Below are 21,341 nucleotides of genomic sequence, written 5' to 3' on the forward strand. Positions count from 1 at the left end.
AATTTCCCAGATGATTGGTGTTTTTTTAATGTTTAAACTTGTAGCAATTCTTCAATTTCTGCAAGACTGTTGGCTTGGGAAATAGCGCTGCGGAGTTTGGCAGCACCAGCTGTTCCGCGGAGGTAATGAGGTGCTAAGCCACGAAATTCTCTAATGGCGATATGCTCGCCCTTGAGGTCAATTAGACGTTTCAAATGATCGTAAGCGACTTGCATTTTATCCTCAAAGCTGAGATCAGGCAGGATTTCTCCTGTTTCAAAATAGTGGTTAATCTGATGAAAAAGATACGGATTGCCCATAGCAGCGCGCCCAATCATGACAGCATCTGCCCCCACTTCTTCTATACGCTGTTGAGCATCTTGGACAGTACGAATATCGCCATTGGCAATAAAAGGAATCTTGGTTAAGGCTTGCGCAACATTGTGGAGGGTTTCAAGATCAGCGTGACCAGTATACATCTGCTCGCGTGTACGTCCATGCATAGCCAGCGCTGCCGCACCAGCAGCTTCAGCTGCAAGAGCATTTTCCACAGCTAGTGAGGCATCTGCCCAACCAGTACGCATTTTCACGGTTAACGGAATATCTAGAACAGAACGAACTTTATTGATAATAGAATAGATTTTTTCTGGATCTTTGAGCCATTTTGCCCCAGCTTCGTTTTTAACAATTTTATTGACGGGACAGCCCATATTGATGTCCACAATATCTGTTTGGGTATTTTCTTGGATAAATTCGGCTGCGCGCGCCAAACTATCTTCGTCACTGCCAAACAACTGAATGGAAACGGGATGTTCTTCTTCGTCAATATGCAGCATGTGGAGTGTTTTTTCGTTGTTGTATTGAATGCCCTTGTCTGAAACCATTTCCATGACGACAAGTCCTGCGCCAAGCTCTTTTGCAATTGTCCGAAAAGCTGAATTGGTCACTCCTGCCATAGGAGCGAGAACAGTTCGGTTGGGAATTTTTACATCGCCAATCAGAAAAGGGGTGTTAAGATTTGTCACGAATGAGTTCCTCCAAGTCTTTTTCGTCAAAATGATATGTGCTTTGGCAGAATTGGCAAGTGATTTCAGCACCGTGGTCTTCATCTCGCATTTCTTCAAGATCTGACTTAGGTAGACTTGAGAGGGCATTTAAAAACCGATCTTTGCTGCAATCGCATTGGAAGCGGAGCTCTTCTTCTGACAAACGTTTGTAGGGATCGTTGCCATAGATAGCTGAAAGCAAGGCTTCAATATGGTTTTCAGATTCCAAAAGTGTTGAAATAGCAGGCATTTCTTGGATTCGTTTTTCAAAGCGGGTGATTTCTTCTTCTTTGGCACCAGGGAGAACTTGCAAGAGAAATCCGCCAGCAACCTTGACCTTGTCGTTGGTATCTAGTAGAACGTTCAAGCCAACAGCTGAAGGAGTCTGTTGACTTTCTGTTAGATAGAATGCAAGGTCTTCTCCAATCTCACCAGAAACGAGTGGAGTCATAGAATGATAAGGATTTCCAGTTCCATAATCCGTAATAACGAGAAATTCGCCATTTCCAACGAATGGTCCAACCAACACTTCACCTGTTGCAGTTTTTTTAATGTCCACACCGGAATTTTGCACATAGCCTTTGACAGTACCTTTTGTATCTGCGACGGTGATAATCGCACCGAGAGAGCTTGTCCCTAGTACTTTGACGGTGATTTTTGTATCTCCTTTTTCGTTTGCGGCAAGGATTTGACTGGCAATGAGTGTGCGGCCTAACGCTACGGTTGAGCTAGCAAGGGTCTGGTGTTTTTCCTGAGCCGTTCGAACAGTTTCGGTACTATCTAGTACATAAGCTCGGAAAGCTCCGTTTTCTGAAATAGTTTTAATAATCTTATCCATACCTTTTATTGTAACATAAAAAAGAAAAGGGAGCGGGACAAAAATCAGTATTTCGTAAGAAAGTGATTTTGTTGTCCTGCCCCACATAATTGACGAGGTTGGTCATTATTTACATGGCAAAGAGTTAGTGCTATATACTGTTACTTTGTTTGGATGAAACAGCATACCACAAGAGTTTATTTTTGTCTTACTTCCATGTTTCAGCCCGTTATTTCTCACTTGTAGTCGGTTCATCCACTTCTTTTTGGATTTCTTTTCCCTGATCTAGCAAAGCTTGGATAATTTTTTGGTCGCGTAGTTTAACAGAGTCATTAATGGTTTCAGCGGATTTGATTACAGTTGCTTCAAGGAGAGCGCGTTTTTCCCGTCCTTTATCAATGGCAGAGATGATTCCTTGGTTTTGAGCGACTAAGCTTTCAGCTAATTTGGTGACGGATTCGACAGCGATTGTTGGATTTTGGGAAATCCTCTCCATTTGTGGAATGACTTCTTTGCTGGTTTCAGCTAGCATTTGCAGCGCTGCATTGTTGGCATTAGAAATAGCGTCTGCTACTTGACCAGATTTCATTGATTGCTGCAGGATTCCTAGTTGAGCGATAGAGAGCTTCATAGTCGGAATGGTATTGCGACGGAGCATGCCAAGTTTTTGGCGCATATCAGAAGATACTTTTACGAGATTACGCATTTGCGGGGTAGTGGCCCAAGCGACATATAGACGGCTGATGTATTCTGTATGTTGTTGTTCTAATGTATTAACAACCTCAGTTAAGCGAGCCAATTCTTGTGATTTGGTTTGGTAATCGAGAGTGGCAGTATCTAATTGTGCCACCTCATTTTGAAGAGTCGAGGCACGCGCACCAGCTTCTTTTTGAGTGGCTTCGATAAAGGAAATGACACCGACTAGATTTTCAATGGATTTGGTGTTGTCTTCAATTAACATTTCGGCAGAAACGATATTGCGTGCGAGCAGATCTTCTTGCTTGACGACAGTGGCAGCCATACTATCCATTTTTTGCTCAATATTTTGTGAATCAAAATAGAACTCTTGCAAGGTGTTCTTACTTTGTTTAAAGAGTTTTTCTAAAAAATTTGGCTTTTTATCTAGTTCTGCAATTTGAGTATCCTTATATTTAGCAACAAAACCATTTAACTCTTTGTTGGTGTTTTTTAACAATTCATCTACTTGTGGGATTTGAAGTTTCTTTTGTTCGGCTAAAATGCGATTAACAGTATTATTAACTTCTTCGACTGCAGCCTGCCCAAAATCTAAAAGAGTATTTTGATCGGAAATAAAGTTATCTACCAGCTGAGGGGCTTTTGCTATGATCGCATCTTGTTGTTCAGGAGTTAATTTCTCCAAAAAGTTCATCTGTCCGTTTGCTTGTGTTTCGGTTGATTCGATGATTTCAGTAGTTCTGTCTGTTTTGGAAATGGCATTATTAGCGATTTTGTCGATGTCAAAGTTAAATTCTTGGCTCATAAGGTCTCCTTTTGATGGTTATAGTTCGGTATTGGGTTCTTTTTTACTTAAAATCCTCAAGCTGATATCAAAATCTCGTAGATCTGCTTCATTGAGTTGACGGAGTGTTTCATCCAAGTCTAAATCAAACTGCTCAATAGCTGCTTTGGCGCTAGAAAGTCGTTCTTCTGCATTATAAAAATCTTTCGGTGAAGTCTTGATTTTTAGGTAGCCTTCCAAAATATCCTCATAATGCTCCATTTGAGACTGATGGATCGCAGTTAATTCTTCCTTGTTGTTGCTTTCTGACTGAGAAATTTTCTTGAGAATCGCTTCGTGGTCGATTTGAATATTGTGAATAGTTTCAAGTAATTCAGGTGCTAATTCCTCCAAGTTTGATTTTAAACTTTCGGAAGTTTGAGCGCGAAGATTGTGTAGTTGCTCATGGATATCGGTTGTTACATTTTGCACTTTCCGTTGAATTCGCTGGTAAATTTCAGGCGAGATATATTTTTTTAAGGTGTCAGCTCGGCCTTGAATATAACTCAATTGAGGCAAGAGCTGATCAGCTAATTGTTGGTAATTTGCATAAGATTTTTCTTTCAGATAATTGTCCAGCTGTTTGATTCGACTATCTGCAGCTCTGATTTCCTGTTTCAAATCTTCAATTTGCTGACTGGCGCTGGGCTCTGTGATTTTTTTCGGTTTATGAGTTGCATAGTAGTAAATTCCGTAGCCTATGCCGATGGAAAGAAGGATTGGAATGAGGTACTGTATAATAATACCAACTGCGATAAGAATAAGCAGTATACCGATCCATCTTCTAGAACGTACATTGTTATAATTTCTTCTGGGCATAAAGTATCTAATCCTGTTTCTTCTGAAATTTCTAAGTCTATTTTAGCATAAAAATGTATAAAAGACGGTACTGAACGATATGTTTAATAAAAAGTTTAGTTGAATATAAGCAAAGGCTAGCAAGATTTTTCAAAAAATTCTTGACTTAGAGTTAACTCTAAGGTATATAACGAAAATATAACTGTTTCATCTTCTTGATGGGTATGAAGTTTCATCTTTTTAATAGAGAAAGGGGAAATAAGATGAAAGCAGCAGTATTTGTGAAGCTGGGGAGAATGGAAGTATAGGAAGTTACGCGTCCAGGCGCTATTGTCGGACGAGTCGGCGTACCTCATACAGGAGACATCAATATTGGTGACTATTGGATGGCCAACTTGGCAATGGCTGGCGGAAGCTTCTTGCACCACTTATGACAAAGAAGTCTTGCTAAAAGCAGTTCTAGACGGTCAAATCAATCCTGGAAAAGTGTTCACTCAATCTTACAAATTGGACGAGATTGACCAAGCCTACAAAGACATGGCTGACAGAAAAACGATTAAAGCTATGATTGTGATGGAGTAAGAGCGGTTCCTATTTTTGCAATTCAATCTCAATTTAATGAGCGGTCGACGACATTGTCTCGATCACTTTTTTATCGTTTGCATTTTTGCCCCAAAGTTCTCAAATATCTTAATTTTTGGTAAAATAAAAGAAAAATGGGTTAGAAAGAGGAAAGCGATGTCCTTAACTAGTCAAATTATTACAGCCGAATTTCCGGATTTAGAAAAAGTAGAACAACTCAATACAGAAGCCTTTCCTGAGGAGGAGCGTGCACCGCTATCCGAGTTGCTACGCTATGGAGATGGGGAATATTCTCATTTTTTTGCCTTTTATGATGGCAATGAATTTGTCGGTTTTGCCTTTTCAGTTTACAATGAAAGAGCCTTTTATATCAGCTTTTTTGCGATTATGCCTCATTTGCGTAGTCATGGTTATGGCGGGAAGATTATTGATAAGTTGGTGGATTTTTATCAAAGAACCATGGTTTTAGAAGTAGAACGTCTGGATGAGCCTTGTGATAATCTAGAACAACGAAAAGCTCGAATGGATTTCTACAAGCGAAACGGTTTTTGCTCTTCGCACGCCTATTTAGAATACGATGGGTTGAGTTTTGAAATCCTTTATAAAGGAGCGTTTTTTGATGAGGAAGCCTATCGGGACATTTTCAAAAAGATTCAAGAAGATGGCTATTTTGAATTTGAAATCAAACATGGTCATGGAAGAGACTGGGAGTAAGCTGCGAAGCATTATCAAACCGTTCTATTTTTATCCGAAAGTTATATATAAAAACGAGCTGTTTTGCTCGTTTTTTGTGGTATAAAGATTAATAGATTTCTGGGAAAAGTTTCGCTAAAATGTTAGGCGTAATGCTTTGACCGGGTCCTTCTGTACAATAGGTGTGCATATACATGGATGGGTTAAAATTAAGCTCAATGCAAGTACAGTTGGGCTCTTTTTTGCTGGCTGGCAATGTGCTATCTGGGATAATGAGATCTACACCGCAGACCCAAGCTCCTATAGCAGTTGCCATTTCTGCTGCTAGTTTCTTGTAGGAAGGATGCATAGCTTCAGTCATATCTATTGAATCTCCGCCAGTAGAAATATTAGAATTGCGACGGAGAAAGACTTGACCTCCTTTTGGTAAGATATCGTCTGCTTTATAACCTTGCTGTTCTAGCATGAGTAGCTCGATCTCTCCTAGTTTGATTCTTTCCAAAGGAGAGCGGTGATCTCGACCGCGCAGGGGATTGGTATTTTTCGTAGCGACCAACTCTCGAATAGTGTGCTGACCGTCTCCTCTAACGTTTGCCGGCAAACGTAGGAGCACCGCCTCACATTTGCCATCTAGGACGAAAAAGCGGTACTCGGTTCCTGCGATAAATTCCTCAACAAGAACAGAGCTGTCTTCTGAAAAGGCAATTTCCAATGCTTTTTGGTAACTATCTAGATTGGTAGGTTCTTGAAAAATAGAAATTCCTAAACCGAAGTTAGTGGATTTAGGCTTGATGACAATCGATTTGTCCTTGATAAAAGAATAGTAAGCTATACCTTCTTCTAGAGTGGAAAATTCGGCTCCAGCAGGAACAGGAAAACCAGCAGCAGATAAAATTTTCTTGGTTACCGTCTTATTTGCCATGGCTAAGGGTACAATGTAGTTATCTTTAGAAGTCATATTGCCATTTTTGACATACTCGATATGATCTTTATGTTGAAGCTTTAAAAACTGGTCACTTTCGTCTAAGATTTCTACTTGTACTCCTTTTTGAATAGCATCAAAGAGGAGCATTTGAGTGGAGAGTTCCATATTTTCATAGCCTTTCAGCGCATAATGTGCATGCCAAGCGTAGTTGTGGTATTCCTTGGCTTTTTCTAAACCAAAGGCTTCTAAGGACTGGTTTCGAAGATAAGGCAAGAGCTGAGCGGCAAGGGTCAGGTTGGGATCAGCTACTGCATTTCTTGCATGTTGAAGCAAGTTTTGATAGTAGGGACTTAGTTCAAAATGATGAATAACAGCTTGCATGGATTCAAGAAGTAAGTCGGTATCAGCTTCAACTGGTAGCGGAGCCAGAGGGTGGCTAAGAGCGATTTGCTCATTTAGAGCATGGGCTTGATTTAGAAGTTCATCAGGTTCTGCTATATCATCGAGCCAGAGCAAGGCAAGCAAAAAGAGATGAACCGTGTCCATTGTCTCCTGACTGATTCCCAGCACCTCAAAAGGATCAAGGTCAAAGCAGCGGAATTCTAAATAAGTGATTCCTTTTTCTAAGTAAAGTCGATTTTCTTTTTGCCCACGGAAACGAACAGGCATGTAGCATTCTTTCTCAGCAATTAAATCGCCTTGTGCTACGTATTTCTCTATATCGCTCACATAAGATTCTAGTGAGGTATAAGAGATATGAATCTTTTGATCATTGACATAACCAAGATCACTATTGCGGATAGAGCGAACAGGCTGAGAAATCTCCCTTGTCAAGAATCCTTCCTCAGCAATTGGTGCTGCCCCGTATAAATAAGTCAGAAACCAGCGAAAACGTAAAAAGTTTCGAGCCAATTTGAGATAGAGGTCATTTTTAAACAGACGAATATTCTTGTAATCACTGACCTTGAAAAGAGCTTGGATCAAGTCTGGTCCCAACTCCATGTTGTAGTGAATGCCTGAGATGGCTTGTAGCGTTTTTCCATATTTTTCTGCTAAACTTTCTCGATAATGACGCTCAAAATCGTTTTCTAAATGAGCGATTTGAATTTCTGCTGGTGACAATTTTGGGGGCATAGAGAGTGGCCAGATTGCTTCATTTTTTTGGATGGTGCGTCCAGCTACATCAGTAATGGCAGCGAGAAAACGCCTTGCTTCTTTTGTAGAAGGAGCAATTGGGGTGATGAGTTCTAATTGCTGCTCACTAAAATCGGTCTGAATCGTCGGGTGAAAATTACGGCTTCCAAATGCTTGAGGATGAGGAGTTTGTGCTAATTTCCCGTTTTGATTGACACGCAAGCCCTCCCTTTCCAACCCGAAAGTAGCTTGTAAAATAGGTGCATCTGCTGCTAATTTTTCGAATAAGTGATTGATGTTCATGGTAAATCCCTGTTTGTTTTCTAATACTTTTAGTCTATTATAAAAATGCTTAGAAGACAAATTTCTACTACGTTTTCCGAACTTTTTTAAAAGAAAATGATCATAATTTTAGATAAGATACAGATTTTACAAAGGTGAGATGTTCAAACTTCGTCATTTGCAAATAACGATGGCGGTCTTATCTTGAAAAAAGAAGGAATTTTTCTTATAATAAAGTGTAAGATATAATTGCGGGTGAGACTCCTGCCATGTAGACAAGAAAGGACGAGCACTTAGCTCAGACAAGATTATGACATCAGTTGTTGTTGTAGGGACCCAGTGGGGAGATGAAGGAAAAGGAAAGATTACAGATTTCCTTTCAGCCAATGCCGAAGTCATTGCCCGTTATCAAGGCGGAGATAATGCGGGTCATACTATTGTAATTGGCGGTAAGAAGTACAAGCTGCACCTGATTCCATCAGGGATTTTCTTCCCAGAAAAAATCTCTGTGATTGGAAATGGAATGGTGGTCAATCCAAAATCTTTGGTACATGAATTGGCTTATTTGCACGAAGAAGGGGTTACGACGGATAATCTTCGGATTTCAGATCGTGCTCATGTTATCCTACCTTATCATATTGAATTAGATCGCTTACAAGAAGAAGCAAAAGGTGATAACAAAATCGGGACGACTATTAAGGGAATTGGACCAGCTTACATGGACAAAGCTGCTCGTGTGGGAATTCGAATTGCTGATCTTTTGGATAAGGATATTTTCAGAGAGCGTTTGCAAAGGAATTTGGCTGAGAAGAATCGTCTGTTTGAAAAACTCTACGATAGCACAGCTATCAGATTTGAGGATATGTTTGAGGAATACTATGCATATGGTCAGCAAATTAAACAATACGTGACAGATACTTCTGTTATCTTGAACGATGCTCTTGATCAAGGCAAGCGAGTACTCTTTGAAGGGGCGCAGGGAGTGATGCTAGATATCGATCAAGGTACTTATCCATTTGTAACGTCATCTAATCCTGTTGCAGGTGGTGTGACGATTGGTTCGGGAGTAGGACCAAGTAAAATCGACAAAGTTGTCGGAGTTTGTAAAGCTTACACCAGTCGTGTTGGTGATGGACCATTTCCAACAGAATTGTTTGACGAAGTAGGTAGCCACATTCGTGAAGTTGGCCATGAATATGGAACGACAACAGGACGTCCTCGCCGTGTTGGTTGGTTTGACTCAGTTGTGATGCGCCATAGCCGTCGTGTATCTGGAATTACCAATCTTTCTCTCAATTCGATTGATGTTTTGACGGGACTTGATACAGTTAAAATCTGTGTCGCTTATGATTTAGATGGTGAGCGCATTGATCATTATCCAGCTAGTCTGGAGCAGCTCAAACGGTGCAAGCCAATCTATGAAGAATTGCCAGGGTGGTCAGAAGATATTACAGGTGTTCGCAGTTTAGAAGAGTTGCCAGAGAATGCTCGCAACTATGTCCGCCGTGTCAGTGAATTGGTCGGTGTTCGTATTTCTACTTTCTCTGTCGGTCCTGGTCGTGAACAGACAAACATCCTGGAAAGTGTTTGGTCAAGTTTGTAATAGAAGTAGACAAAGCGGGTTTCGGCTCGCTTTTTATTGACGCAATAAAAAAGTTTAAAGAATAATTCTCTCTTAAGTTAATTTTAAGCTGGCTGGGTTATACTAAAATCATCAGATGAAGACCTCCTAACTTTATTTGATAGAAATCCTAAACTTTTTCATAATAATCTCCTGAAAGCCATCGAAAGGTGGCTTTTTTTATATTTTCAGGTTTATAACATGATATAATAAATGGAGAGCAAAGGAGATAAATAATGAACTTTACAGATTTATCTAATAAAGAGCAGGAAAAAATAATGATAAGTGAAATTATCAGGAATTTAAAAAAGCTAGGTGGCTATGCAACCAAACGAGAGTTGCTAGATGCTATTAAAAAGGGAGAAAATACGATAGAGGAGAAATTTTTTTGAGGAAGAAAAAGTGTCTTAAAAAAGTGGAAAAATTTATAAACCTAGTGATTACACTTTTAATTTTTCAGCCAAAAGTTTACTTACCACGGGCTATCTTTCTAAACCCAAGCAATCGACTTTTGAATTGACAGAATTAGGTAGAAAAGTGAAACTAGATGAGCATTTTGCTAGCGATATTCAACAGAAAGCCATTCAATTTTGGAAAAATGAGAAGAAGTCAAAACAATTCTTCAAGTTATCCTTTGAAAAGGAATTAAAACATTCACTAGATGACTCAAAAGAAAATTGGAGAGTTGAGTTGACAAGAGCTTTAAAATCTATGTCACCACAAAAATTTGAAACTTTTGCTCGTGGTCTAGTCAAGGAGATGGGTGTCAAACTAGATGAAAAAATTGGAGTTAGTTATACTAATGATGGTGGTTTAGATGGTTTTGGCTTATTACTAGTACAGATGACTTCAGAACCAATCGTGTAGCTATCCAAGCAAAGCGTTGGGAAAACAATGTTCCTTCTCCGGAGATTGATAAATTCCGTGGTGCAATGGATAAATACAATGCAGAATATGGTATTTTTATTACAACTTCTGATTTTTCAAGAAGTGCTATTGAAGCAGTTCGTCAAGGGACTAGAGTCATTACTTTAATCAATAGCGAGGATATTGCGGATCTAGTTGCCAAATATAAACTTCATGTCAGAGAAGTCACGACTTATGAATTAGGAGATTTTTATCATACAGAGGATTATACGGTTAAAAGATGAACTACACAGTTGAAGAAAAAGAGTTTTTCATGCGGGAGGCTTTGAAAGAAGCAGAGATTGCGCTTGCTAATGATGAAATTCCGATTGGTTGTGTTATTGTCAAGGACGGGAAGATTATCGGTCGTGGACATAATGCACGTGAGGAATTGCAGCGAGCGATTATGCATGCGGAAGTGATGGCGATTGAGGAGGCCAATCAGCATGAGCATAGCTGGCGTCTGCTGGATACGACCCTTTTTGTTACTATTGAACCTTGTGTGATGTGCAGTGGTGCTATTGGTCTGGCTCGCATTCCACAGGTTATCTATGGTGCAAAGAATCCAAAATTCGGCGCAGCAGGCAGTCTTTATGACATTCTAACGGATGAACGTCTTAATCACCGAGTTGAACTTGAAACTGGGATTTTGGAGGTCGAATGTGCGGCAATCATGCAGGAATTTTTCAGACAAAGAAGAAAAAAAAGATAAAACAAAAGCAATGGCTTATTTCAGCTTTCTTACTTGGACTGGCAGCCTTTTTTATCAGCTTGTTAGTGCTGAATTTGGATTTTCAAGCTTGGGCTTTTAAATGCCACCAAAACCAGTTAAGCTGGCACACCCATCCTATTTTACTCCTTCCAATTTTATTTTTTCTTATCGGCGACAAATACTTGGTTATTTGTCAGTATTCTAGCTCTATTTACCAGTATGATTTGGTTTCCTGTTCCTCGGACAACGCTTCTCTTGGTTAAAGAATTTTTAACTTATGAACGGGAGTTTTTACAGGCTGGTTTGACGGGGGAAAATTTATTCTTTGCTTTTCTTGTACTCAGTTTTTTTATTTTGCTGATTCGTGCCACCTGGTTGCATAGTTGGAAAATGGTGGGGCTTATTTTGGTTGTAACAGCTTTTTTAAAAATCATTTGGTCCGTAGACAGCGGACAGGCTGGTTTGACAATTATTCAGCTAGCTTTGATAGGATTAGTAGTTTGTCTGTTAGCCATCTCTTTTCTAAAAAAAGAAAAAATTCTAACTTTGCAGTTCAGATATTTTATGTTATAATGTTTATGGAGCAACAATTCTGCGTGAAGCGGGTCAGAGGAGGAATCCAGCAGCCCTAAGCGAGTGTGAATTGTGTGCTCTTTTTATTTTGAAGAATGGGATTAGAGAACGAAGTTTAGTATAGTCAAATGATGTAGTTTAAGCAGGAACAAACTTATTAATATTTTAGCTATTTACATAGCCCATTGCCTATAAGTCAAGTATGTGACTGTGATTACTGAGGATTGGAGTCAACAAATAATTAGAATCTTTCTAAAGTTTCTTTTTAAGGACACTATTGACAAAAAACTGATAGTGCTCTATAATATGAATGAATTATATTTTATATTCATTCACATCCTGCCATTGTACGCTACTTAGGAAGGAGTTCATTATGTCGCAAGACAAAAAACAAAGATTAAAATCTGCTGCCTATGTCATTTTTTCAAGAAAAGGTTATAAGGCAACAGGAATTTCTGAGATTGCCAAGCAAGCTGGCATGGCGGTTGGTTCTTTTTACAACTATTATGACTCCAAGGAAGCCATTTTTCTGGATGTTTATATTGATGAAAATAACCGTGTGCGTCAAGCAATGAGAGACGATATTGATTGGCAAGGAGATGCGGTCGAACTCGTCGGGCAGATTTTTAGTCAGTCGCGAAATCTCGTTTCGTCCAGTAAAATTCTGGCAGAATGGTATAACCCGGCTATTTCTGATGAGCTGCATAGCTATTATTCTTCGGAAAAAGGCAAGGACGCGAATCCATTTCATCAGTTTTTAGTGGAAACCTTTACCAATCGTATGCTGGCAGAAGGCTATTCTCAAGAAAAAATCCAAGAAGTGCTGCAGGTTTATCAGCTTTTCTACTATATGGATACCCATATCACTGAAGAGGATTTCCCTCATATCAGTCAAACCATTGAAACCTTGGCGACTTACTTTGTCAAAGGACTTTTTTAATAAAGGATTGCGATTCTTTATTTTTTAAACAAAAATGAATGAATATAATTATTTGTTCATTCAAGATTTTTTTATGAATTGATTATTACGTAGTCACTCAAATTTTAAAATAAAAGGAGGAAAAGCATGAATACGAACGGAGGAAAACAAATGAACGGATTAACCATTAGTGGTCTTAGCCTAGCAGTAATCGGTATTTTAGTGATTATTTGGGGAACTACCAAAGTGTCTGTTAATCTAGCAAAACCTGATTTTATGTCATTTGCGACTGGTGGTCTGATTTTGCTTGCAATAGGTCTCTGTATGGTGCCTCGATTATCATTTATCTATCAAATTGTAGGAATTTGGTTGGCGGCAGTAGCTGTTATGGCTTACATTTACAGTCTGCCTAATATGGATTTTATTGTGATGGCAATAAGCTTCATTGTGATTATTGCGCTAGCACTATGGATATCATTTAAATTTTGGAAATAAAAGTTTTAAGGAGAAATCATGAAAGGACGTTCTAAAATGTTAATGATTACTGTATCAATCCTTGCTGTGGGCCTTCTTGGATGTCTCATTATTTGGGGTGCGATTGTCTATTTTGGGGACAGTCAATCTTTATCGGTTAAATGTATTGAAAATCCTAGCGACGATATTCACCTCATTCATCTGACAAAATCTAAAAATATGACTTGGAAGGCCGGTTCTTATGCTAAGATTGCCTTACCTAATATTAAAGAGAGCGGACAAAAGAGTCGCTGGCTGACCATCGCCTCCAATCCTGATGACAATGAGATACTTATTCTGACGCACAATAACGGCAGTCTTTATAAGAAAACCTTAACCAGCTTGCCAGCAGGTAGTAAAGTTGAGATGAGTTGGTTAACCTCTAATTTATCAGTTGCAAACGACAAGGAACCCCTTGTTTGCTTTGCATCTGATGTCGGTATTGCAGCCATGAAGCCTATTGTCAAAGAGTGGGCTGGTAAACGTTCCATTGTTCTCAGCCACTTGGACAAAGGTGTCTTGGTTTTTGATAAAAAATTGTCTCAAATAGCTCAAAAATATAGTAACTTGGATTATAGCAAAAGTGCCAACCTTTCTCAAAGTAAAAAAAGACTGAAGCAAGCAGCAGAACAGTATGGCAACAAAGCAATTTATCTCTTGGCTGGTCGTTCTGGTGATACAGAAGCGATGAAAAAATTTCTTGAAGACAAGGGGATTGATAGCAAACAGATTAAGTTAGATTCTTTTAGGGGATTAAAATAATAAATTGGAAACGTTTTAGTCAAGAAAATCGCTTGATAAAAAAGCGGTAAAGCGGTATCATAGTAGGGAAGAAAAATTGGAGGACTATAATGACACATATTCAATTTAATTACTCAAACGTTCTTGGAAAATTTGTTGCACCACATGAAGTGGACTATATGCAAACGCAAGTTTCTGCAGCAGATGAACTATTGCGCAAAGGAACTGGTGCAGGAAGTGACTTCCGTGGTTGGCTTGACCTTCCAGAAAACTATGATAAAGAAGAATTTGCTCGTATTTTGAAAGCAGCAGAACAAATCAAATCAAACAGTGATGTTTTGGTGGTGATTGGGATTGGTGGTTCATACCTTGGAGCAAAAGCAGCGATTGATTTCTTGAACAATCATTTTGCGAACTTGCAAACCAAAGAAGAACGCAAAGCTCCTCAAATTCTATATGCAGGAAACTCTATCTCATCTACTTATCTTGCAGACTTGGTGGAATACGTTTCGGATAAAGATTTCTCAGTCAATGTGATTTCTAAATCAGGGACAACGACAGAACCTGCCATCGCATTCCGTGTCTTCAAAGAACTCTTGATTAATAAATACGGTCAAGAAGAAGCTAACAAACGTATCTATGCGACAACTGACCGTCAAAAAGGTGCTGTTAAGGTTGAAGCAGATGCTAACGGTTGGGAAACATTTGTGGTTCCAGATGACATTGGTGGACGCTTCTCAGTATTGACAGCAGTTGGATTGCTTCCAATTGCTGCATCAGGCGCTGACATTAAAGCCCTTATGGAAGGTGCCAATGCTGCTCGTAAGGATTACACTTCAGACAAGATTGCAGAAAACGAAGCTTATCAATACGCAGCTCTTCGTAACATCCTTTATCGCAAAGGTTATGCAACTGAAATTTTGGTTAACTACGAGCCATCACTTCAATACTTCTCAGAATGGTGGAAACAATTAGCTGGCGAGTCAGAAGGGAAAGACCAAAAAGGTATTTATCCAACATCTGCCAACTTCTCGACAGATCTTCACTCTCTTGGACAATTTATCCAAGAAGGTGCGCGTATTATGTTTGAAACAGTTGTACGTGTGGACAAACCACGCAAGAACGTGACGATTCCTGAATTGGCAGAAGACTTAGATGGACTTGGCTACCTCCAAGGAAAAGATGTTGACTTCGTTAACAAGAAAGCGACAGATGGTGTGCTTCTGGCTCATACTGACGGTGACGTGCCAAATATGTATGTAACGCTTCCTGAGCAAGATGCCTTTACTCTTGGTTACACCATTTATTTCTTTGAGCTGGCTATCGCTCTTTCCGGTTACTTGAATGCGATTAACCCATTTGACCAACCGGGCGTAGAAGCTTATAAGAAAAATATGTTTGCTCTTCTTGGAAAACCAGGATTTGAAGAATTGAGCAAAGAATTAAACGCTCGTTTGTAATTTGTAAATGAGTGACGGAGAGGCTGGGACAAAAGTGTCCAACTTCCGAAAGAGTTTCGTGATAAACAAATGACGCAGTAGCTGATTGGACTCTTTCTTCGCTGTTCAAGCTCGCAAGAGTTCCTAATCATCTTTGCGGGGGTGGGACTACGAACTTAAAATTTTTAATTTTGAGTTCTGTCCCACTCCCTTTTTACATGTCTGAACTCGGGTTCAAGTGAAATTTTCACAAAAATAGAAGAAAAAGATAGAAAGAAAACGCTTTATTATGTATAATAAAAATAGAACATACAATGGAGGCGTTTTATGTCACAAGAAACTTATATCATGGCGATTGACCAAGGGACAACCAGTTCACGGGCGATTATTTTTAATAAAAAGGGCGAACAAGTTGCCACGAGTCAAAAAGAGTTTACTCAGATTTTTCCACAAGCAGGCTGGGTAGAGCATAATGCAAATGAGATTTGGAATTCGGTGCAGTCGGTCATTGCAGGTGCCTTTATCGAAAGTGGCATTAAGCCAAATCAGATTGAAGCGATTGGGATTACCAATCAACGGGAGACAACGGTTGTGTGGGATAAAAAAAGCGGATTACCCATTTACAATGCGATCGTTTGGCAGTCTCGGCAAACAGCTTCTTTAGCAGAAAAGCTCAAACAAGATGGATATGTAGACTTCTTTCATGGAAAAACAGGTTTGATTATAGATGCTTATTTCTCTGCGACCAAGGTGCGCTGGATTTTAGATCATGTGGAAGGAGCACAGGAACGTGCAGAGCGAGGAGAATTGCTCTTTGGAACGATTGATACATGGTTGGTCTGGAAATTAACGGATGGTGCAGCTCATGTGACTGATTATTCCAATGCAGCGCGGACCATGTTATACAACATCAAGGATTTGAAGTGGGACGACGAGATTTTATCCTTGCTCAACATTCCTAAGGCTATACTACCAGAAGTTCGCTCAAACTCAGAAATTTATGGGAAAACAGCTCCCTACCATTTCTATGGCGGAGAAGTACCGATTTCAGGAATGGCAGGCGATCAGCAAGCTGCTCTCTTTGGGCAATTAGCATTTGAACCGGGAATGGTGAAGAATACTTATGGGACTGGATCTTTCATCATTATGAATACTGGTCAGGAATGCAATTTATCAAAAAATAATCTTTTGACAACCATTGGTTATGGGATAAATGGCAAAATGACTTATGCTTTGGAAGGGTCGATTTTCATTGCAGGTAGTGCCATTCAGTGGCTTCGTGACGGCCTTCGTATGATTGCTAGCTCACCTGAATCTGAGAAATATGCAAAAAATTCCACCAATGAAAATGAAGTGTATGTTGTTCCAGCTTTTACAGGCCTTGGAGCGCCTTATTGGGATCCAGAAGCAAGAGGTTCTATTTTTGGATTGACACGTGGAACGAGTAAAGAAGATTTTATCAAAGCAACTCTGCAATCCATTGCTTATCAAGTGCGCGATATCATTGATACGATGCAAATGGACACAGATACAGCTATCCAAGTCCTGAAGGTAGATGGAGGTGCTGCCATGAATGATTTCCTCATGCAGTTTCAAGCAGATATTCTGGGAATTGAGTTAGCGCGTGCGGCAAATTTGGAAACAACGGCTCTTGGAGCAGCTTTTCTAGCAGGACTTGCGGTTGGTTATTGGAAAGACATGGAGGAGTTGAAAACATTAAATGCGGTCGGGGAAACATTCCAGCCAACTATGTCAGGGCTAGAGCGGCAAAAATTGTACAAAGGCTGGAAAGCAGCAGTTGCAGCCACACAATTTTTTGCAAAAGAATCTAATAAATAATTGGAAAATATGATGTTGCCCAAATTTATAAATACGTGCAATCATTGAGTATCAGACGTAGAGAAGCGATTAGGAATAGATCTTAGTCGCTTTTTCGTGTTCACCATTTTAAATAGCTTTCGCATAAAATTTTAAGCAGAACAGCTCACAAAATTCATTCTCATTTAGCTTGGAAAATTAGTAAAATGGTGAATATACCTGCTCTTATTGGTTTTTTTGAAAATTATGGTATAATAGATATAATTTTGGTAGATGGAGTTGAGTTTTGAAGAAAAGCTATCGCGTCAAGAGCGAGAAAGATTTTAATGCGATTTTCAAAGTTGGGCAAAGTTTTGCCAATAGAAAATTCGTCATTTATAAATTAGAAAAGAAACAAAAACACTTTCGAGTAGGAATATCTGTCAGTAAAAAACTAGGAAACGCGGTCATGCGCAACAAGATTAAACGTCGTATTCGACACGTTTTGATAACTCATAAACTAAAGTTAGCAACGCTTGATTTTGTCGTCATTGCACGGAAAGGTGTAGAAATTCTGACTTATCCAGAATTGGAACAAAATTTACTTCATGTACTAAAAATAGCAAAAATTTATCAGGAAGGTTTGAGTTGTGAAAAAGAAAAGTAAGTTGGTGGTGCTTTTAGCTCTGGCTTTGCTCATTCTAACAGCATGTGGAACGAGTGAGGTTACAGCGAGTTCGCCAGATTTATGGGAAAGATTTGTGTATTTCTTCGCTGTAACGATTCGGTTTCTTTCCTTTAATGGAAGTACGGGGATTGGGATTATCCTCTTCACTTTAATTATCCGGACTGTTCTTCTGCCAGTTTTCCAATTGCAGATCAATGCTTCACGCAAAATGCAGGAAGCACAGCCATTGGTGAAAGAATTGCAGGCGAAGTATCCAGGGCGTGATATGGAAAGCCGTAATCGTCTGGCTCAAGAAACGCAAAAACTATATAAAGAATTAGGAGTGAAACCTTCGGCATCATTTTGGCCCTTGCTCATTCAAATGCCTGTGCTGATTGCGTTATACCATGCTTTGATCCGTGTTGAGTTTCTTAAAGTTGGGCATTTCCTATGGATGAATCTTGGGGCGACAGATCCTTATTATATTTTGCCAGTTTTAGCAGCTGCGTTCACCTTTTTGAGTACTTGGTTGAGCAATAAAGGAATGGCAGAACGTAATGGTTTGATGACAGGAATGATGTTTATCATGCCAATCTTTGTCTTTTTCTTTGCGGTCAACGTAGCGAGTGGGGTTGCATTATACTGGAGTACGTCGTATGCTTATCAAGTGTTCCAAACGCTTTTACTGAGCAATCCATATAAAATCATTGCAGAAAGAGAAGCAAAGGCGACTGCCGAGCGTGAACGTGAAGAAAAGAAAAAACGTGCCTATCGTAAAGCACAAAAAAAGAAAAAGTAAGGAGGCGCTTGTATGGTATTATTTACAGGAGCGAGTGTTGAAGAAGCTATTCAAAATGGCTTGCGTGAGTTAGAGATTCCAAGGATGAAAGCACATATCAAAGTGATTTCTCGTGAGAAAAAAGGATTTTTGGGATTATTTGGCAAGAAATTAGCCCAAGTTGACGTAGAACCCATCAACGAAACGACAGTAGTAAAGGCGAATCAAAAGGCTGTCAAAGGTGTTCCAGAAGAAATCAATGCTCAAAATGAACCTGTCAAGAGCGTCAGTGAAGCAACTGTTGACTTAGGCCACGTTGTTGCAGCTATTAAAAAAGTTGAAGAAGAAGGCAAAGAAATTTCAGATGATGTCAAAGCTGAAATCTTGAAGCATGAAAAAGAAGCCAGCACGATTCTTGAAGAGACAGGAACGATTGACTTGTTGAAAGATAGTGATATCGTAAATTTTCAAAAATCGGTCGCTCAAGAAGAAAAGACAACCGATAAGATTATTTCTTTTGATCAGGCTATAGAAAAGCGCTCGGAAAGTCAACCGATAGCTGAAGAGCCGGCTGATTTTGAAGATTTGGGCATTCAAGTTGAAGAAAATTATGATGTTGAAGAAGTTGTTGCGAGTGTGACGGGTTATGTGCAAAACATCGTGGATGAAATGGACGTAGAAGCTAGCCTTGCAAGTGCTCATAATCGTCGGACAATCAATATGCAAATTGATACCAATGAGCCTGGTCGCATTATCGGCTATCACGGAAAAGTGCTGAAAGCTCTTCAATTATTGGCACAGAATTATCTTTATAATCGTTACTCTAAGAGTTTTTACATTTCTATCAATGTCAATGATTATGTAGAACATCGAGCAGAAGTTCTACAAAGCTACGCTCAGAAGCTAGCTGATCGTGTGTTGGAATACCAACATAGTCAAAAGACTGATCCTATGTCTAACAATGAGCGGAAAATTATTCACCGAATTATTTCTAAAATGGACGGGCTTACCAGCTATTCAGAGGGTGACGAACCAAACCGTTATGTTGTAGTGGATATTGATAGTGAATAAAGAGAAAGCCGGCAGAGATGCTGGCTTTTGTAGTAATAAACTAGGAGAAGGATATATGAAGAAGAGAGTTTTTCTAATTATTTTAGGGTTAGTACTACTTGGTGCCTGTGGTCAAAAGAAAATAGAGAAGCAGGAGAATACTTCTGACTCGAGTAAGAGTACATTAGACAAAGAGCAAAAGAGTGCTTCGATTTCAGTAGCACAAGATGAAAAATTATATGCTTCGACTTTGGATAAATTAAAGAAAGATACTTCTGAAGGCCGTGCGAAGATATACACATTTTATGATATTGATAAAAATGGGACGGATGAATTAATCACAGGACATCATTCTAACGGGGCTTATTATTTAGCGGCTGTTTATTATTTGAATCAAGGGACATCAACTTATTTAGCTCAATCAAAAGTGGCTTCAGTAGGTGGAAGTCGAGAAAGCGCCACAATATATACAGATGGGACAGTCTTTTATGCTCAATGGCATTCTCTAAGTCCAGATGCTAAGGGTTATCTTTATCAACTGAAATCTGATAATAGTGGTATAGATGTGCTAAAAGAAGCAGATTTTCAAATAACTGGTGTAGATTCAAATTCTGAAAAAAGCGTAGGTTCAGTTTTTGGGTTAGCTTCTAAAAAAGAGCTTGATCTATCTTCGTTAAGGTGGAAAGATATAGAAAACTACCAAGCAACGACAAGTGTTAGAAATCAGAAAGAACAAAATAGTTCGTCCCAAATGGATTTGGGAGCCATCCAAAAGGGAGATTATTCTAGTGTTGAAGGTACATGGAGAAATGGGTGGGGGAATGAATTAGTATTTGATAAAAATGGCTTGGTTAATAATGACTTGAAATTAGGAAACAATTTTAAAATGATTAATTCTTATTTACAAGGTGGAGTATCCTTTGGAGGACCGGATGCAGCCGTCTTATTTATTCCTGCTGGTATAGATATGTCTATGACTTTGGATAATCAAAAAATAATGGATGCTTCTAATCGTAAGAGGGACAGGATTCTTATTACGCAAAGCGTTAACGTGAATAACTCAGAAGCATTCTATTATAAAGAGTAAAAAAGAAAGGAGTTCTCATGTCACTTTTTCCAGCTATTGAAAGCTTTCTACCCCATCAGGGAGTCAAGTACATTTCTCCAGATAAGGCAGGCCAGTTGCGCAAGTCCATGCTGGAGTTCAAGGCTAATGGACAGGAAGCGCGTAAGGAGTTTGCAGACTTGGTCAAGGATTTTCAGTGCCTTTATCCCAAGCTGACCTTGGAGCGAACTAGTCAGTGGATGAATCAGGCGCAGATGCTGCGGCCACATTTTTGGAATTATCTTAAAGGTTATGGGGGAATTACGGAGCCTATGTTTGCTCTGCGCTTGTATGGAACTGCAAAAGACTTTGGGGTGTCACTAGAGGTGAGTTTCATGGAGCGCAAGAAAGATGAGCATAGCCTTAGTAAGCAAAACCGAGTACTGAATCTGCCTATCCAGTCACCAGCTTACTATTTTGTCCAGATCAATGGCCTGAGTCAGCGCTTTGAAGGTACGGAGAAAAATCGTCAGTTTCTTATCCAGCAAGTGGCAGCCGGTCAGGCTCGCAAGGTTCTGGTCAAATACGATATTCCCCTCTATCGAGCCACTTCAAGGGATCAGGTGCTGTCCCAGTTGCAGGAGGCCATGACAAGCTTAATTCCCTTTTACGAAGCGACTCGAAGCCTATGATTACGTTTTTAAAGAGAAAGTTATTTCAGTAAGTATTGACAAAAGCCCCAGAATCATATAGAATAGTTAAGTATGTTTAGTAACTGATCACATAGCCGGCTAAACGAATACAA

At 39.4% G+C, this 21,341-nt stretch carries 21 protein-coding genes, 1 other RNA gene and 2 pseudogenes; 19 read left to right on the forward strand and 5 right to left on the reverse strand.

Translation table 11 applies throughout. From position 1 onward, the window contains the following. Positions 1-32: 32 nt before the first annotated feature. The 4 genes from dusB to H8787_RS00715 all read right to left on the reverse strand — a co-directional run bounded on the left by dusB (position 33) and on the right by H8787_RS00715 (position 4,180). Positions 33-1,004 carry a tRNA dihydrouridine synthase DusB gene (gene dusB / locus H8787_RS00700; protein ID WP_162614551.1) on the reverse strand — a complete coding sequence of 324 codons (972 nt, stop codon included), beginning with the start codon at positions 1,002-1,004 and terminating at the stop codon, positions 33-35. Continuing rightward, positions 991-1,863 (reverse strand): Hsp33 family molecular chaperone HslO, encoded by an 873-nt coding sequence (gene hslO, locus H8787_RS00705; RefSeq protein WP_316242644.1) that lies wholly within the window; start codon positions 1,861-1,863, stop codon positions 991-993. The genes dusB and hslO overlap by 14 nt, the downstream gene beginning before the upstream one ends. A gap of 208 nt (positions 1,864-2,071) precedes the next feature. Next, positions 2,072-3,343, reverse strand: a complete 1,272-nt coding sequence (locus H8787_RS00710; protein WP_049493814.1) for a toxic anion resistance protein — start codon at positions 3,341-3,343, stop codon at positions 2,072-2,074. 18 nt (positions 3,344-3,361) lie between these two features. Beyond that, a complete protein-coding gene (locus tag H8787_RS00715; RefSeq protein ID WP_006269727.1) occupies positions 3,362-4,180 on the reverse strand; it encodes a hypothetical protein in 819 nt (272 codons plus the stop codon). Between the two features lie 287 nt (positions 4,181-4,467). Between H8787_RS00715 and H8787_RS00720 the strand changes: the two are divergent. Both H8787_RS00720 and H8787_RS00725 read left to right on the forward strand, forming a co-directional pair. Further along, positions 4,468-4,741: pseudogene (locus tag H8787_RS00720) on the forward strand (alcohol dehydrogenase); the annotation flags it as partial. Positions 4,742-4,897: 156 nt separating this feature from the next. Next, positions 4,898-5,455: a GNAT family N-acetyltransferase gene (locus H8787_RS00725; protein WP_006269719.1), complete on the forward strand. Its 558-nt coding sequence runs from the start codon at positions 4,898-4,900 to the stop codon at positions 5,453-5,455. Positions 5,456-5,543: 88 nt separating this feature from the next. Here H8787_RS00725 and gshAB read toward each other — a convergent pair whose 3' ends face one another. Next, entirely contained in the window at positions 5,544-7,796 is a 2,253-nt protein-coding gene (gshAB, locus tag H8787_RS00730; protein WP_187328020.1) for a bifunctional glutamate--cysteine ligase GshA/glutathione synthetase GshB, read from the reverse strand. Between the two features lie 289 nt (positions 7,797-8,085). Between gshAB and H8787_RS00735 the strand changes: the two genes are divergently transcribed. The 17 genes and pseudogenes from H8787_RS00735 (at position 8,086) to H8787_RS00810 (ending at position 21,228) form a co-directional block, all read left to right on the forward strand. Beyond that, positions 8,086-9,378 (forward strand): adenylosuccinate synthase, encoded by a 1,293-nt coding sequence (locus H8787_RS00735; RefSeq protein ID WP_187328021.1) that lies wholly within the window; start codon positions 8,086-8,088, stop codon positions 9,376-9,378. Between the two features lie 254 nt (positions 9,379-9,632). Further along, positions 9,633-9,788 (forward strand): hypothetical protein, encoded by a 156-nt coding sequence (locus H8787_RS09980; RefSeq protein ID WP_006269701.1) that lies wholly within the window; start codon positions 9,633-9,635, stop codon positions 9,786-9,788. Positions 9,789-9,933: 145 nt separating this feature from the next. Further along, a complete protein-coding gene (locus tag H8787_RS09985) occupies positions 9,934-10,263 on the forward strand; it encodes a restriction endonuclease (RefSeq protein ID WP_006269715.1) in 330 nt (109 codons plus the stop codon). 2 nt (positions 10,264-10,265) lie between these two features. Further along, the gene (locus H8787_RS09990) at positions 10,266-10,547 is read left to right on the forward strand and encodes a restriction endonuclease (RefSeq protein WP_232565275.1); all 282 of its coding nucleotides are present in this window, start codon (positions 10,266-10,268) and stop codon (positions 10,545-10,547) included. Continuing rightward, entirely contained in the window at positions 10,544-11,014 is a 471-nt protein-coding gene (gene tadA, locus H8787_RS00750; protein WP_006269700.1) for a tRNA adenosine(34) deaminase TadA, read from the forward strand. Before H8787_RS09990 ends, tadA begins: the two co-directional genes overlap by 4 nt. Beyond that, positions 10,963-11,587, forward strand: a pseudogene (locus H8787_RS00755) (hypothetical protein). The gene tadA and the pseudogene H8787_RS00755 overlap by 52 nt, the downstream one beginning before the upstream one ends. A 2-nt stretch (positions 11,588-11,589) precedes the next feature. Next, positions 11,590-11,676, forward strand: an RNA gene (gene ffs / locus H8787_RS00760) — signal recognition particle sRNA small type. 284 nt (positions 11,677-11,960) lie between these two features. Then, entirely contained in the window at positions 11,961-12,527 is a 567-nt protein-coding gene (locus H8787_RS00765) for a TetR/AcrR family transcriptional regulator (protein WP_006269728.1), read from the forward strand. A gap of 126 nt (positions 12,528-12,653) precedes the next feature. Then, positions 12,654-13,001: a hypothetical protein gene (locus tag H8787_RS00770; RefSeq protein ID WP_003071033.1), complete on the forward strand. Its 348-nt coding sequence runs from the start codon at positions 12,654-12,656 to the stop codon at positions 12,999-13,001. 18 nt (positions 13,002-13,019) lie between these two features. Beyond that, entirely contained in the window at positions 13,020-13,781 is a 762-nt protein-coding gene (locus tag H8787_RS00775) for a ferredoxin reductase (protein ID WP_187328022.1), read from the forward strand. 89 nt (positions 13,782-13,870) lie between these two features. Then, entirely contained in the window at positions 13,871-15,220 is a 1,350-nt protein-coding gene (locus H8787_RS00780) for a glucose-6-phosphate isomerase (protein ID WP_003071028.1), read from the forward strand. A gap of 306 nt (positions 15,221-15,526) precedes the next feature. Next, complete coding sequence (gene glpK / locus H8787_RS00785) at positions 15,527-17,038, forward strand: glycerol kinase GlpK (RefSeq protein WP_187328023.1); 1,512 nt, start codon at positions 15,527-15,529, stop codon at positions 17,036-17,038. Between the two features lie 265 nt (positions 17,039-17,303). After that, positions 17,304-17,663, forward strand: a complete 360-nt coding sequence (gene rnpA / locus H8787_RS00790) for a ribonuclease P protein component (RefSeq protein WP_003071021.1) — start codon at positions 17,304-17,306, stop codon at positions 17,661-17,663. After that, positions 17,647-18,462, forward strand: a complete 816-nt coding sequence (locus H8787_RS00795) for a YidC/Oxa1 family membrane protein insertase (protein ID WP_037596440.1) — start codon at positions 17,647-17,649, stop codon at positions 18,460-18,462. Before rnpA ends, H8787_RS00795 begins: the two co-directional genes overlap by 17 nt. Positions 18,463-18,474: 12 nt before the next feature. Continuing rightward, the gene (gene jag / locus H8787_RS00800; protein ID WP_003071016.1) at positions 18,475-19,512 is read left to right on the forward strand and encodes an RNA-binding cell elongation regulator Jag/EloR; all 1,038 of its coding nucleotides are present in this window, start codon (positions 18,475-18,477) and stop codon (positions 19,510-19,512) included. Between the two features lie 55 nt (positions 19,513-19,567). Beyond that, entirely contained in the window at positions 19,568-20,578 is a 1,011-nt protein-coding gene (locus H8787_RS00805) for a DUF6287 domain-containing protein (RefSeq protein WP_187328356.1), read from the forward strand. Between the two features lie 17 nt (positions 20,579-20,595). Beyond that, the gene (locus tag H8787_RS00810; protein ID WP_049476291.1) at positions 20,596-21,228 is read left to right on the forward strand and encodes a hypothetical protein; all 633 of its coding nucleotides are present in this window, start codon (positions 20,596-20,598) and stop codon (positions 21,226-21,228) included. The last annotated feature ends 113 nt before the right edge of the window (positions 21,229-21,341 follow it).

Source organism: Streptococcus sp. NSJ-72 (assembly GCF_014334035.1).
Taxonomy (GTDB): Bacteria; Bacillota; Bacilli; order Lactobacillales; family Streptococcaceae; genus Streptococcus; species Streptococcus constellatus.